Genomic DNA, 14,554 nt, shown 5'->3' on the forward strand with positions numbered 1-14,554 from the left:
GTTTCGAGGAAGGCAGGGTACAGATACGCTGCTTTTTACAACTGCTGGTGCGCTTGCAGCAAGTGCGTTGGCAGGCATGACAGGAATTGAACGCATCACCTTGGCGAGCGGCGGCAATAGCATCACGCTCCTCGATACCAATTACGAAGCTGTGTCCGATGGGATACTGATAACAGGCAGCGCCGCGGCTGACGTGGTCGATGCGTCGGGGTTGAGCGGCGCAAATGCTGTAGGGATCGTTAGCGGCGGCGGCATCGATACCCTGCTTGGTGGAGCCGGGAACGATCGATTCTCGTTTTACGGTGCAGATCTTAGCGCAGATACAGTGCGAGGTAATGGTGGTAGCGATACGATTGCGATTCGGTCGGCAGGTCTTTTTAGCTATTTCGACCTCAACGATGTGCAGGGTATCGAGCGGTTCGAGCTTGCTACAGGTCGCAACCTCATCCAACTCTCCAATATTAATTATGTCGACGTCGCAAACTCAACCATCACCATCGTCGGCAATGCGAGCGGAGATGAGGTGGATGCTACGGCACTGACAAGCGCGAACAAAGTCGTGATGTTTGGCGGTGGCGGTGCCAATGTGTTTCACGGCGGCGCAGGAGATGATTCTGTTTCTGTCACCGTTTCGGAACTTCTGGACGATGTGATTCACGGTAATGGCGGCAACGATGTCCTCAGGCTGACGTCTTCGGGCATACTTTCGGCGGCGGACCTGCGCGATGTGCAAGGAATGGAGCGCATAATCCTGGCTTCCGGCGCCAATGACATTGGCGTTGGTGACATGACTCTTGTCGGGGTAGCCAACAACAGTCTCCAAATTATTGGATCGGCTGGCGATGATCGAATCGATGCAACTGCTCTTTCAGCCCCTTATTCAGTCATATTGAGCGGTGGCGGAGGAAATAATTACCTCGCAGGTGGTAACGGCAACGATCTGTTCCGAGGGGCAGGCTCCGAGTTGACAGAGCAAGATATCATATTGGGGAATGGCGGTATTGACATTCTGGAAGTGACGACTGGCTCAATACCCTCTCTCGTCGGTATGCAGGGCGTCGAACAAATTATACTCGATAGAAGCGGCATCGTAATAATCACAGATGTTAACTTCGTTAATATTGAGAGCATCAGGATTAAAGTAATCGGTGGTACTGGCGACAATGTCGTAGACGCCAGCGACTTGGGTGCGTCGAATGCTGTTGAGTTACTGGGCGGCGCGGGCATTGATACACTGCGGGGTGGCTCCGGCGATGATTTGTTCCGATCGGCTGCATCGCATTTGTTCGGTGATCGGTTGTTCGGCAACGGCGGCCACGACATTCTGGCGATTGAAACGCCTGTCACACAATCGGGCAACATTCTCTCCGGCGTGCGCGGGATCGAGCAAATCAATCTGGCGGACGGATGGAACAGGGTCGTTCTGCACGACGCCAATTTCAATGGGGTTGAGGGTGCGCATATTGTCATATCAGGCGGGACTGGGCGCGACATCATGAGCGCTCTGCCGGTGACTGGCGCGCTAACTGTTTTGTTTGAAGGTAATGGTGGTGATGACGTGCTGAAGGGCGGTGCGGCAGCGGATCGGCTGGTCGGCGGCCTGGGTGCGGACGAATTAACTGGCGGGGGCGGCGCTGATCATTTCATCTGGGATGCGCCAGTCGAGGGCGGCGACGTCTTGATCGATTTTCAGCCAGGGATCGACAATCTGGAGTTTGACGGGGCGGCCTTTGGCCTTACCGACGCCAGCTTCGATGTTCGCAGCCAGGGTGGTAGCGGTGCCAACCTCGCGACGACCGACCTGTTCATCTATACCGGCGTGCTGACCGATGGGGCGGCGGTACAGGCGATGCTTGATGCTAATGGCACGGGCCGAACGGATGAGGCACTGTTTGTCATCGCGCTCGACGCGCAAAACAACGCGATCGTCTATCATACAGCCTTTGCCGACGGCAGCGGTGCAGTGAATGAGATGGCATCACTGGGTTCGAACATAGCACCCGTCACGATCGGACTGGCTGATTTCGTCATTGGCTGACGACCCTCATCGCTGCCCGATCCGCGCTAGCCCGCGCCACACCCGCTCCATCGGTCCCTGACCAAAGCGCGCCGCCCACCAGGGCGACCAGAGCAGCATCACCGCCCAAGACGCGAGGACGAACAACGGCAGTAGCGCCGGGGACACATGCGCGAACAGGCCAAGTCCCCAACCGTAAAAGATGGCGGTCATGATCAGGCTGGTGCCGAGATAATTGCTGAGCGTCATCCGCCCGGTCGCGGCGAGCCGCGCGACCAGGCTATGCTCGCCATAGCGCGCCAGGAGCCACAGGATCAGCGCCGCCCAACCCACGGTCAGCGGAATGCGGAACGGCAGCGACCAGGTCAGCGCCACGCCATAGGCGGGCAACGGCGCAAAGCCGCTCCACCACACCCATAGCGCCAGTGCGGCCATGGGCGGCACGCCGATCAGGAAGCAATGGCGCGCGGTGCGGCGATATTGCTCGCTGTCCCACTGGCCGGTGAGGAAGCCGCCCTTGAGCATCGCCATGCCAAGCAGCATGAAGCCCAGCGTTTCGAACGCCGTAAACAGGAAACCCCACAGCCACTCGCCCGGAATCCCCGCAATCTTGTGCGCCAATATCGTGCCATAGCCGCTGCGGTAGGTGGCGATCTCGCTCTGGATGGCGGGGCTGGCCGGGTCCGACAAGGTGCCCATGAACTCGACAAAACCGGCGCGAGTAGCGGCGCTGGCGTCCGGCAAACCTGCGGCATGGCTCCACAGGTAGAGACTGCCAATGAACGCTGCGACCAGCAGGAATTGCAGCAGGAAGAACAGGAAGGCGCGCTTGATCAGCGCAAGCGGTTCGAGATGTACGAACAGCAGCGCGAACAGGCTGACCAGCGCATAGACCCGCAAAATGTCGCCCCACCAGAGCAGCAGGAAATGCGCGGCCCCGATGACGAACAGCCAGCCCGCGCGGACCATCTGCGCGCGGCGACCGTCGCGACCCGCCATTTCCTCCCGGTCGATCAGCAACAGCATCGACGCGCCGAACAGCAGCGCGAACAAGCCGCGCATCTTGCCGTCGACCAGGATCAGGCTGACCGCCCAGAAACCAATATCGCCGCCCGACAGCGGCCCGATCGCGGCCGGGTTGAAATAGGCAGTCTGGGGCAGGGCGAAGGCGGTGATGTTCATCCACACTATGCCCATCACCGCGCATCCGCGCAGCACGTCCATGGCGGGGATGCGGGGGGCTGGGGTCATGGGCGGCGATTTCCTCTTGGGGTGACTGGTCAAGCGGGGCTGGCTCTGCCATTCGCCTAGCCATGATTGATGGCTCCAGGCAATGGCGCAAGCAACGGATAAGCGATGCGTTCGGCGCAGCGGCGGCCCGCTATGAGGATCATGCCGGGCCGCAACGGCTGGCCGCTGGGCTGGTCGCGGACCTGGCGCAGCGGCAAAAACCCCATGGGGTAGAGCGGATATTGGAAATCGGCTGCGGCACCGGCTTCCTGACTCGTGACGTGCAGGCGCGCTGGCCCGGCGCAGAACTGGTGGTGACCGACCTGTCGCCCGGCATGCTGGCCAAGGCCGCGTCGGGCGGACTGGTTGCGGGCCGGTTCCTGACGATGGACGGCGAAGCCCCGATTTTCGAGGGGCCATGGTTCGACCTCATCCTGTCCAGCCTCACTTTCCAATGGTTTGACGATCTGGCGGGGGCGATTGCGCGGCTGGCGGGCCTGTTGCGGCCGGGGGGCAGCCTGATCTTCTCGACCATGGGGCAGGGCAGTTTCGCGCAATGGCGCGCGGCTCACGCGGCCTGCGGTGTCGCCAGCGGCGTGCCGGATTATCCGACCTTGGCGGCGCTCCGGGCAATCCTGGCCGGCTATGACGACTCCTTCGCGTTCGATGAGACAGTTGCGCTTGATGGTGTCGGCGCACGGGCGCTGCTGGCGCATCTCAAGGGCATCGGCGCGGTCGTGCCGGGCGAAGGGCGCCAACCGCTGGACGTCGGCGCATTGCGGCGCGTGATGGCGGCTTATGACGCTGGCGGCGGGTGCGACAGCTATGCGTTGCTGCTGGGCCGAATAACCCGGACGAAGTTTTAGCGACGACTTTTAGAAGTCCGCTTCCGGCGAAAGCTGCTCTGCTCGCCATTCACCAGCTTTGAACGTCAATCATCTCCATCCGTGCGCGCACCTCTGGTTCCGCCAGCGAAGAGTCATGACCGCCGTAACGGGCAAGATTTCCTGGGATGTGGAACGATCATATTCCACCATGTGGGATTTCTATGATTTTCGTTCTCAAATGAACAGTCCGCCGCGCATATTATTCGCTTCATCGCAATTTTTACCTCTGGGAAAATGTCCATATATAGATATGTAAGTCCAATATATGGAACTAATGGGTTTGAACGAGGCGGCAGGTCAAGTCGCCCACTGGCTCAACGCCCAGCATTATGTGCATTGATTTGGGGAGGATGGTTGATGAAGTTTTCCAGGAACGGCGCCTTGGTTTCGAGCGCCGCCATGGCTGTGTTTCTGCTTTCCGCCGGTACAGCGACCGCGCAGCAGCAGGATGCGGCGAGCGATAGCGACATCGTCGTCACCGGCATTCGCAGCAGCTTGCAGGGCGCGTTGAACGCCAAGCGCAATGCGCCGCAAGTGCTGGACGCGATTTCGGCCGAAGATATCGGCAAATTCCCCGACAAGAATATCGGCGAAGCGCTGCAGCGCGTGACCGGTGTGCAGCTTTCGCGCGCCGATGGCGAAGGCGCTGGCGTGACCATCCGCGGTGCCGATCCGTCGCTCAATCGCGTCGAAATCAATGGCACGACCGCTTTGTCCACCACGGTAGGCGGCGGCCGCGATGTCGACTTCCGCGACCTGCCCTCCGAATTCGTCAACCGGCTGGAAGTCGTCAAGTCCGCAACGGCCGACATGACGGAAGGCGGCGTCGGTGGCACCGTGCGCGTCATTACCCGGCGCCCGTTCGACAATGGCGGCAAAACCTATGTCGCCGGATCGGCCCAGGCCATCTATTCCGACATTGCCGACTATATGGACCCGCGCGTTGCCCTGATTGCCAGCGACACCTTTGCCGACGGCAAACTTGGCGTGTTGGTGTCGGGCACGTTCGAAAACCGCAATGTGGAAAGCCATCAGGCGCGTACCACCGGCTGGGTTCGGTTGGACAGCGACCGGACGACGCCGGGCTTGCAGGCCTATGATTTGAACGAAGACGGCGCGGCCGACTTCTTCCCCGACATTCCCCGTTACGTCATCAACCGCCTCGAAACGCGGCGTTATGCGCTGAACGGCATTCTCGAATGGCGGCCGAGCGATGATCTGACCGCTTATATGGAGGGGAATTGGACCCGGTCCAACCAGTCGGTCACATCGCAATTCCTGCAGACAGGGACCAGTGGCGGATTGGTCGATGTCGCCAATACCGTCATTGGCCCGGACAATACCGTCACCCATCTTGAGATGATCAACAACCCGGCTTTGGCGCAGACCAGCCAGCTGGGCGTATCCTATCGCAACATATTGGGCGACATCCGCCGCACCACCTATAATCTCGCCGTGGGTGCCGATTGGACCAGCGGCAATCTGAAGCTCAGCCCCAAAATCTCCTATTCCAAGGCGCAGGCCTATAATAATGAGATCAACGCGACGGCGGCGGTGACCGGCATGTCCCGCCTGATCGTCGACTATGACAATCCCCAGCAGGCGCCCCAGATCATCCTGCCCAATGATCCGACGACGATCGCCGGGATCAACCAGCTAACCGTGCTGCGTCGCCCGCGTTACGACGATCAGGCGGAAAAAATGGCGAAGCTCGACGCTGAATATACGTTCGATACCGGCTTCCTCACGTCGATCAAGGTGGGTGGTCAATATCGCGACCTGACCGTCAAGAGCCGCTTCTTCAGCCGGACGACAACGCTGAACGGCTTTAGCGATCCTGCGGTGCAGAGCCAGATCAGCGCCATCGTCGCCGGCAATGCGGGCCTTGGCACGTCGCCCTTCTTCAACACCGGAAATCTGGGCTTCGATGGCGGCTATACCGGCTGGCTGAACATGACCCAGGCAGTCGCGGATGCGGTGGGTGTGCCCGACCCGTTCGCGCCCGGCGGCTGCCCCGCCAATGCGGACGGCACATGCCAGGTCTTCACCGACACATGGGAAGTGGGCGAGCGCAACATTGCCGGCTATGCGCAGGCATCATTCGCCTTCGATGTCGGATCGGTCGCGGTCAGCGGCGTTGCCGGTGCGCGTGTCGTCAATACGCAGGTGGATACGTCCGGTTTCCTGCGGACGGCGCAGCCAGGCGGTCAGCCCGCGCTGATCAGCCCGGTTGCCTTTGACAGCAAGAACACCGAGTTCCTGCCATCGATCAACCTCAAAGCCGAGCTGATCCCGAACACGCTGATGGCGCGTTTGACGGCCAGCGAAGTGATGGCCCGCCCCCTGCCGCAGCAGCTTGCGCCGCGGTTCACCCTGGATGTCGTGGGCCTGTCGGGCTCACGCGGCAATCCCGCGCTCCAGCCGTTCCGGGCACGCCAATATGATGCGGGTCTGGAATATTATATCAACAAGACGAGCTTTGCCTCGGTCACCTATTTCCGCAAGGAAATCGGTTCCTTCATCCAGAATACGACGGAGCCGTTCACGGACGCGAACGGTGTCACCTATGCGATCACGGTGCCCAGCAACGGAACGCAGAAGGTGACGATCAACGGGATCGAGGCGGGCGCACAGGTCGCGTTCGACTTCATCAACATACCCGTGGTCAAACATATGGGCGTGATCGCGAACTTCACTTACTCGAAGGATAGCGGTTACGAAGGCACCGACTTCTTCACCGGCGATTCCCTGCCGTTCCAGGGCCTGTCGCGCAAAAGCTACAATATTTCGGCCTATTATGAGGATGATGTCTTCAGCATCCGTGGCGCTTATAACTGGCGCTCGAAATATCTGATCACGGCGGTCGGGCGTGGCAACAACCCCGAATTCGGCGAAGCCTATGGCCAGTTGGATGCGTCGCTCAACCTCAATCTGATGAAGGATGTCTCGCTGTTCCTGGAAGGCGTCAATCTGCTGGATGCCACGCGCAAGGAGAATGCCAACAGCATCTATCGCCGCACGATCATCGAAACCTTCGGGCGTCGCGTCTATGGCGGCATTCGGTTCAAGCTCTGATCCGCTCCCCCGTGGTTCCCCTTCTGGACCACGGCTCTTGCTGCGGGATATCCCCCTTCTCCCGATCCCGCAGCATTTCTTCGTTCAGCCTGAACCGGGAATAGCACCATGTTCAACCGCCGCACGATGCTGATGTCGCTGATGCTGGCACCGGTCGCCGCACGCGCGGATGGCGGACGCACCGTTTCGGGCGATGATTTTCGAAGCGGTCTCAAGCAATGGCGGATGGAAGCGATCGGCGATGCCCGCGTCTCGGCGCGGGATGGCATTTTGGACATCGACGCCCCCGCCGGGGTCACGCTCTGGTTTCTGCCCGCCCTCGTGGCTCCCGTCGCGATCCGCTATGAGGTACGGGCGGTGGCCCAAGGCGGACCCCATGATGCGGTCAGCGACGTCAACGCCTTCTGGATGGCGACCGACCCCGCTGTGCCCGATGGGTCGGTGCTGGGGCGGCGGCGCAGCGGCGCGTTCGAGGATTATGATAGGCTGAAAACCTATTATGTCGGCATCGGCGGCAACCGCAACAGCACGACGCGGATGCGCCGCTATGTCGGCCGGGTGGGGGAACGACCGTTGCTGCCCGACCATGACCGACTGGCAAAGGCGGACATGCTGACACCGAACGCCTGGTTCGCCATTGGCCTGATCGCTGACGGCCATCATATCGCGGTAGAGCGCGATGGCGCGCCCCTGTTTGAGATGGACGACCCCGCCCCCTATCGTCGCGGTCATTTCGGGCTGCGCACCACGCAGAGCCACATTCAGGTCCGCAACCTGACCATCACCCATGGCTGAACAAAGGAGCGGAACGCCGATGAAGACAGGGATCATAGTCAGCCGCCGGGACAGCCTGAGGCTTGGCCTGCTCACCGGCGCTTCGGCGCTCCTGCCTGCCGCTGCACGGGCCGCGAACGTGCGCGGCGGCAGCGTGCCGTCGACACCCGTGCGCTGGATCGATGATGTTGCGCCGCTGCTTTCGCTGGGCCAGACCTTTGGCGTGCCATGGCCGCAAGGGGCATTGCGCGCCGGAACCGCCCTGTCCGTCAAAGACGCCGAGGGAAAGGCTCTGCCATCGCAGCACTGGCCCTTGGCCAGCTGGCCGGATGGATCGCTCAAATGGACCGCACATGCGCTGCCAGCCGGAGACACCCCAACCGCAAGCATGACGGTGGTTCAGGGCAAGTCCGTCGCTCCTCCAGCGCCGGTCTTGTTACGCGAAACCGCCGACCGGATCGTCATCACCGTCGGATCGGTCCAATGGACGATCGGCACGTCGGGCAATTCGATCATCCAGTCGGCCAAAGCAGGCGAGCGGACCGTCATGGGATCGCTGGCGCTGAGCGCCAGCGTGGACAACGCACCGCAAGGCGGGGAGCGCAGCCATTTCACCGGCCGGATCGACAAGGCGACGGTCGAACAAAAGGGGCCGGTGCGCGCCGTCGTGAAACTGGAAGGGATGCACGAGGGGCAAGGGCGCGCCTGGCTGCCGTTTGTCGTCCGCCTTTATGCCTATGCAGGGGCCGATCATCTGCGGGTCGTGCATAGCTTCATCTTCGACGGCGATCCGGCCAGGGATTTCATCAGCGGCCTCGGCCTGCAGGCGCAAGTGCCGATGGATGCTGCCCCGCATGACCGTCATGTGCGGATCAGCACCGGCGCGGACGGATTGTTCAGCGAGGCGGTGCGGCCGCTGACCGGCCTCCGCCGCGATCCGGGTGGGGCCGCGCGTAAGGCACAGATTGCGGGCCAAGCCGTGGCGTTGGATAGCATGGCACCGACGGTCCGCAATCTGCTCGGCCGCATCCCGACTTGGGGCGATTTCACGCTGAGCCAGCTCTCCGCCGACGGCTTTGCCATCACCAAGCGGACCAAGGCCGGGCAGGCGTGGATCGATGCGGCGTCGGGAACGCGCTCGCAGGGCCTGGGCTATGTCGGATCGCCTACAGGCGGCGTCGCGATCGCGGCGCGCTATTTCTGGCAGCGGCATCCCGCACAGATCGACATTCGTGGCGCCGACACCGACCAGGCGTCGCTCACTGCCTGGCTCTGGTCTCCCAACGCACAGCCGATGGACATGCGCCCTTACAGGGACGTCATGGGCATGGAAGCCTATGCCGCCCAGAATGAAGGGCTGGACATCACCTATGAGGATTATGAGCCCGGCTGGGATGACGCGACCGGCGCGGCCCGCACCAGCGAACTGACCCTCTGGGCCTGCGCGGCAACGCCCGACGCGGCGCATCTGGCGGCGATGGCGCAGGCCAACGCAACGCCGCCGCAACTGATGGTGACGCCCGAACGCATCCATGCGGCCGACGTGCTGGGTATTTGGAGCCTGCCCGACCGATCCAGCCCGCTGAAGGCGCGGATCGAGGATCAACTGGTCAATCTGGTCGATTTCTATGCCGAAGAGGTCGACCGGCGCGGCTGGTATGGCTTCTGGAACCATGGCGACGTCATGCACACGTATGACGAGGATCGGCACGTCTGGCGCTATGATATCGGCGGCTATGCCTGGGCCAATAGCGAATTATCGCCCGACCTGTGGCTTTGGTATGATGTGCTACGCAGCGGCCGGGCGCGCGCCTTTCGCCTGGCCGAAGCGATGACCCGCCATACAGGCGAAGTCGATGTCTATCATCTTGGCCGCTTTGCGGGCCTTGGCACGCGACATGGCGTTCAGCATTGGAGCGACAGCTCCAAACAGCCGCGCGTCAGCAACGCTGCCTATCGTCGCATCTTCTATTATCTGACCGGCGACGAACGGGTGGGCGACCTGATGCGCGCTTTGGTTCCCTCGGACCAAGCGCTCACCCATGTCGAGATCGGCCGCAAGGTGCCCGGTGCCGAGCGCAAGACCCTCCCCGAAGGCGTCGTGGATTTCAGCTTCGGTACCGTCTGGGGGTCGCTCGCGGCGGCCTGGCTGACGGAATGGGAACGGACGGGCGACGTGCGGTGGCGGGACCGGCTGGTCGCCGGCATGGATAGTATCGGGCGATTGAAATATGGCTGGCTGGCGGGCAGCGCCTCCTATGATCTCAAATCCGGGCGCTTCATCGGGTCGGGAGACAAAATATCCATCTCGCATCTCAACGCCGTATTCGGGGCGTTTGAAGTGAATGCCGAATTGTTGCAACTGATCGACGTGCCGCGCTATCGGGCGGCATGGCTCGATTATTGCCGCTGGTTCAACGCTTCGCCGCAGGAATGGGACGCGCATTTTTCTCTGCCCTTCGGCAAGCGGAACCTGAAGGAAGGGCATTCCCGCCTGACGGCCTATGTCGCACGGGAAACCGGCGATGCCGCGTTATCGACACGCGCCGCGCGGGAGTTTTTGGGCGGCGAGGCCGGGTTGGGGCTGTCGGATGGCGATCCGCGGGTCTCTCTTAGCGGCCCCGATTTCGTCGGTCCGACCGTCGAGTGGCCTGAGGTCTCCACCAACGCCGCATCGCAATGGGGATTGGCGGCGATTCAGAATCTGGCACTCATTCCCGACGCACTGGAATGGGCTGCCGCAGAAAAGAGGAATTGAGGATGCGCAAAGCGATGATCGGATGGGCCGCGATGGCGGCGGTTGGCCTCGCCGGGGCCGTGCAGGCAAAGCCGGCCGCCGAATGGATCGACCAGACGACCGGCCACCGTGTCCTGCGGCTGACGCAGCAGCCGGGCAGCGCCAGCCTCTATTTCCACCAGAACAGCTATACGCCCCAGGGCGACAAGATGGTGATATCGACGCCGGACGGCATCGCGGTGATGACGCTGGCCGACTGGACCATCAAGCCGCTGGTCAAGGGCAAGGATCTGCAACTGCTGTTCACCGGGCGCAAGACCCGCACGGCCTATTATGCCAGCCGCAAGCGCGATGACGGGGCGGGCGGCACCACCATCTTCGTGGCGGATATCGACAGCGGCAAGACCCGCAAAATCGCGACGGTCGATGGCGGTTCGATAGGGTCGATCAATGCCGACGAGACGCTGCTGCTTGGCCAATGGGCCGCCAGCGACAAGCCGCTGCAGCCCGATGGCACGCAAAAGGCTGGGACGCCGGAGATCAAGCAGACCTTCGGCCAGGCGCATTATGCCGCCAATGGACCGGACGGAAAGCCGCTCAGCTTTGCCGAGGCGAAGGAAGTGCGCCTGAACGAACGGCTGGAAGCGAAGATTCCGATGGAGATATTCACCATCGACATCCGCACGGGCGAGCGGAAGGTCGTCGTCGCCTCGACGGATTGGCTCAACCATATCCAGTTTTCGCCGACCGATCCCGGCCTCATCATGTATTGCCACGAAGGGCCGTGGCACAAGGTCGATCGGATCTGGACGATCCGCACCGATGGCAGTGGCAAACAGTTGATCCATAAGCGGATCATGAACATGGAAATTGCGGGCCATGAGTTCTTCTCGCCCGATGGCGCCTGGATCTGGTATGATCTGCAGACGCCGCGCGGCGAAGTCTTCTGGCTGGCGGGCTATGAGATCGCCACCGGACGGCGGCAATGGTATCATGTCGATCGCAACCAATGGTCGGTCCATTATAATCAGGCGCCCGACATGCGCCATTTTTCAGGGGATGGTGGTGACAGCGAGATGGTCGCCCATGCCCCCGATGGCAAATATCTCTACCTCTTCACCCCGCGCGCCATACCCGATGTCGCCGGCATCCACGCGGACAACGCCGCCGACCTGATCGCGCCGGGCACGTTCGGGGTCGAAAAGATCGTGGACATGCGCAAGCATGACTATCGGCTGGAACCCAACATCACCTTCACGCCCGACGGCAAATGGATGATCTTCCGCTCCAACATGGACGGCGCGCCGCACATCTATGCCGCCGAGATAAGGAAAGGTAGCGGCTCATAGGTTTGCCGTGGCCGGGTTGGGTACTGCGCGCTGAACTGGCTCGATCCCGGCTTGCCCTTGATCCCCCGTTACCGCGCGCCTAGACCTGCGGCATGACCCATGCCCCTTATCCGGCGCTGCGCTTGCGCCGCACTCGTGCCTCGGCTTGGAGCCGGGCGATGTTTGCTGAAAACCGGTTGGCGCCTGCCGACCTGATCTGGCCGCTGTTCGTGACCGAGGGGCAGCACGTTGAGGAACCGATCGCCGCGTTGCCCGGCGTGTCGCGCTGGTCGGTGGACGGCATCGTCGACCGCGCCCGCGACGCGCGCGATGCCGGCATTCCCTGCCTTGCGCTATTCCCCAACACCCAGTCCGACCGGCGCAGCGACGATGGAGCCGAAGCGCTCAATCCCGATAATCTCATGTGCCGCGCCATCCGCGCGATCAAGGATGCAGTGCCCGACATCGGCATCCTGACCGATGTGGCGCTCGACCCCTATACCGCCCATGGCCAGGACGGGCTGCTCGACGGCACCGGCTATGTCGTCAATGACGCCACAGTCGATGTGCTGATCGGCCAGTCGCTCAACCAGGCGGCGGCGGGCGCAGACATTATCGCGCCGAGCGACATGATGGATGGCCGGGTCGGCGCGATCCGCGCGGCGTTGGAAGAAAGCGGCCACGCCAATGTCCAGATCATGGCATATGCCGCCAAATATGCGAGTGCCTTTTATGGCCCGTTCCGCGACGCAGTGGGGTCGCGCGGGCTGCTCAAGGGCGACAAGAAAAATTATCAGATGGACCCGGCCAATAGCGAGGAAGCGCTGCGCGAAGTGGCGCTCGACCTGGCCGAAGGGGCGGATAGCGTGATGATCAAGCCCGGTCTGCCCTATCTCGACATCGTCCGACGGGTGAAGGAGCGGTTCGAGGTACCGGTGTTCGCTTACCAGGTGTCGGGCGAATATGCGATGATCGAACATGCCGCTGCTGCGGGCGCGGGCGACCGCGATGCGCTGATCCTCGAAACGCTGATGGCGTTCAAGCGGGCGGGCTGTTCCGGGGTGCTGACCTATCATGCGCTGCACGCCGCGCGCCTGCTGGGCGCGTAAGATGCGCGACTATCCCGATGTCTCCATCATCCCCTTCAACGGCAAGTCACCGCTGATTCATCCCAGCGCCTTCATCGCGCCGGGATGCCGCATCATCGGCGATGTCGAGATCGGCGAGGATGCCAGCATCTGGTATAATTGCGTCATCCGCGCCGACGTGAACAGGATACGCATCGGCGCGCGCAGCAATGTGCAGGACGGCACGGTGATCCATTGCGACAGCCCCGGCGATGGCATCAGCCGCCCGACCGAAGGCTGGCCGACGATCATCGGCGAGGATGTGCTGATCGGCCATATGGCGATGATCCATGGCTGCACCTTGCAGGACCGGTCCTTTGTCGGGCTGGGCGCGATCGTCATGGATGGCTGCGTGGTCGAAAGCGACGGGATGCTGGCGGCGGGTGCGCTGCTGTCGCCCGGCAAGACGCTGCCCCATCGCCAGCTATGGGCGGGGCGTCCGGCCAAATATATGCGCGATCTGTCGGATGATGCGCTTGTCCAGTTGCGGGGCGGTGCCGATCGCTATGTCCATTATGCCAAGGCGCATAAGGGCGCGGTGAAGGACGCGCTGGACTGACGGCTGGTCAGGGCTGCGCGAGGCGGCCCTTCATCGCGTCGATCCGGTCATTCTGGCTGTCCACCATCGCCAGCGTCGCGGCGCGGGCCGTGTCGATTTCCGCCAGCCCCCCCCGTTCGCGGCCATCGGCAATGGCATTGCTGCGCTGGACATAGAGGGTGTCGAGGCTGGCGAGCGCCGACACGCTGTCATTGCGCGCCGATTCGAGCGCGCTGATCGCCACTTGCGCCGCAACCCATGCGTCGCTCGATACGGCCGTGCCCGACGCGGCCTTTGCCGCCCGATCGGCCCGGACATAGGCGTCATCGAAGGCGCTGCGCCCCTTGTCCGCCTGCGCCACATAGCGGGCGATTTCCGCCGTCAGCGGCGCGTCGGCCGCGATCGGGGCAGGGGGCGGCGCGATCTCCGCCATCGGCGCGCCCTCCACCGCCCGCTTGGCAAGCGATGGATAGCCTTGCTGCGATCCGGTACAACCGGACAGCAGCAGGGCAAGCGTGGCAAGAAGGCGGCGCGGGTTCATGGCATCCATCTAGGCAGGCGGGCGGGCAGGCGCAATGGCGTCAGCGGGGAAGCGCAGCGGCTTCCCTCGCCAGGGCTTCGATCTTCGCGCCATCGACTGGCCCCTTGGGCACGATCCAGCTACCGCCAACGCATTTGACGAAGGGCTGAGCGAGCCATTCGGGCGCGGATTTGGCGGTGATGCCGCCGGTCGGGCAAAAACGCGCCATGTGCAACGGCGCGGCCAAGGCCTTGAGCGCGGGCAGGCCGCCGGATGTTTCGGCGGGGAAGAATTTGAAATGGGTCAGCCCCATGTCCAGCC

The 14,554-nt window shown here is 62.5% G+C and carries 10 protein-coding genes and 1 pseudogene; 8 read left to right on the forward strand and 3 right to left on the reverse strand.

The window, feature by feature from the left end; genetic code table 11:
• The coding region (locus IL54_RS11955) for a calcium-binding protein (protein WP_237748866.1) at positions 1-2,038 on the forward strand (2,038 nt) is incomplete at its 5' end.
• 6 nt (positions 2,039-2,044) lie between these two features.
• Here the strand turns inward: IL54_RS11955 and IL54_RS11960 are convergent.
• The gene (locus IL54_RS11960) at positions 2,045-3,268 is read right to left on the reverse strand and encodes a DUF418 domain-containing protein (RefSeq protein ID WP_037475927.1); all 1,224 of its coding nucleotides are present in this window, start codon (positions 3,266-3,268) and stop codon (positions 2,045-2,047) included.
• 62 nt (positions 3,269-3,330) lie between these two features.
• Between IL54_RS11960 and IL54_RS11965 the strand changes: the two genes are divergently transcribed.
• The 7 genes from IL54_RS11965 (at position 3,331) to IL54_RS11995 (ending at position 13,734) form a co-directional block, all read left to right on the forward strand.
• On the forward strand, positions 3,331-4,113 hold the full coding sequence (locus IL54_RS11965; RefSeq protein ID WP_037475930.1) for a methyltransferase domain-containing protein: 783 nt from the start codon (positions 3,331-3,333) through the stop codon (positions 4,111-4,113).
• Between the two features lie 378 nt (positions 4,114-4,491).
• Complete coding sequence (locus IL54_RS11970; RefSeq protein WP_037475933.1) at positions 4,492-7,209, forward strand: TonB-dependent receptor; 2,718 nt, start codon at positions 4,492-4,494, stop codon at positions 7,207-7,209.
• A 108-nt stretch (positions 7,210-7,317) separates the two neighbouring features.
• Entirely contained in the window at positions 7,318-8,004 is a 687-nt protein-coding gene (locus IL54_RS11975; RefSeq protein WP_037475935.1) for a DUF6250 domain-containing protein, read from the forward strand.
• A gap of 19 nt (positions 8,005-8,023) precedes the next feature.
• On the forward strand, positions 8,024-10,741 hold the full coding sequence (locus IL54_RS11980; RefSeq protein WP_037475938.1) for an exo-rhamnogalacturonan lyase family protein: 2,718 nt from the start codon (positions 8,024-8,026) through the stop codon (positions 10,739-10,741).
• Positions 10,742-10,743: 2 nt separating this feature from the next.
• Entirely contained in the window at positions 10,744-12,069 is a 1,326-nt protein-coding gene (locus IL54_RS11985) for an oligogalacturonate lyase family protein (RefSeq protein WP_037475941.1), read from the forward strand.
• 92 nt (positions 12,070-12,161) lie between these two features.
• Positions 12,162-13,157 (forward strand): porphobilinogen synthase, encoded by a 996-nt coding sequence (gene hemB, locus IL54_RS11990; RefSeq protein ID WP_037475944.1) that lies wholly within the window; start codon positions 12,162-12,164, stop codon positions 13,155-13,157.
• Position 13,158: 1 nt separating this feature from the next.
• Positions 13,159-13,734 (forward strand): gamma carbonic anhydrase family protein, encoded by a 576-nt coding sequence (locus IL54_RS11995; RefSeq protein WP_037475946.1) that lies wholly within the window; start codon positions 13,159-13,161, stop codon positions 13,732-13,734.
• A 7-nt stretch (positions 13,735-13,741) separates the two neighbouring features.
• Here IL54_RS11995 and IL54_RS12000 read toward each other — a convergent pair whose 3' ends face one another.
• The gene (locus tag IL54_RS12000; protein WP_037478504.1) at positions 13,742-14,254 is read right to left on the reverse strand and encodes a hypothetical protein; all 513 of its coding nucleotides are present in this window, start codon (positions 14,252-14,254) and stop codon (positions 13,742-13,744) included.
• A gap of 40 nt (positions 14,255-14,294) precedes the next feature.
• Positions 14,295-14,554, reverse strand: a pseudogene (locus IL54_RS23015) (bifunctional 4-hydroxy-2-oxoglutarate aldolase/2-dehydro-3-deoxy-phosphogluconate aldolase); the annotation flags it as partial.

This window comes from Sphingobium sp. ba1 (genome assembly GCF_000743655.1).
In the GTDB taxonomy this organism is placed as follows: Bacteria; Pseudomonadota; Alphaproteobacteria; order Sphingomonadales; family Sphingomonadaceae; genus Sphingobium.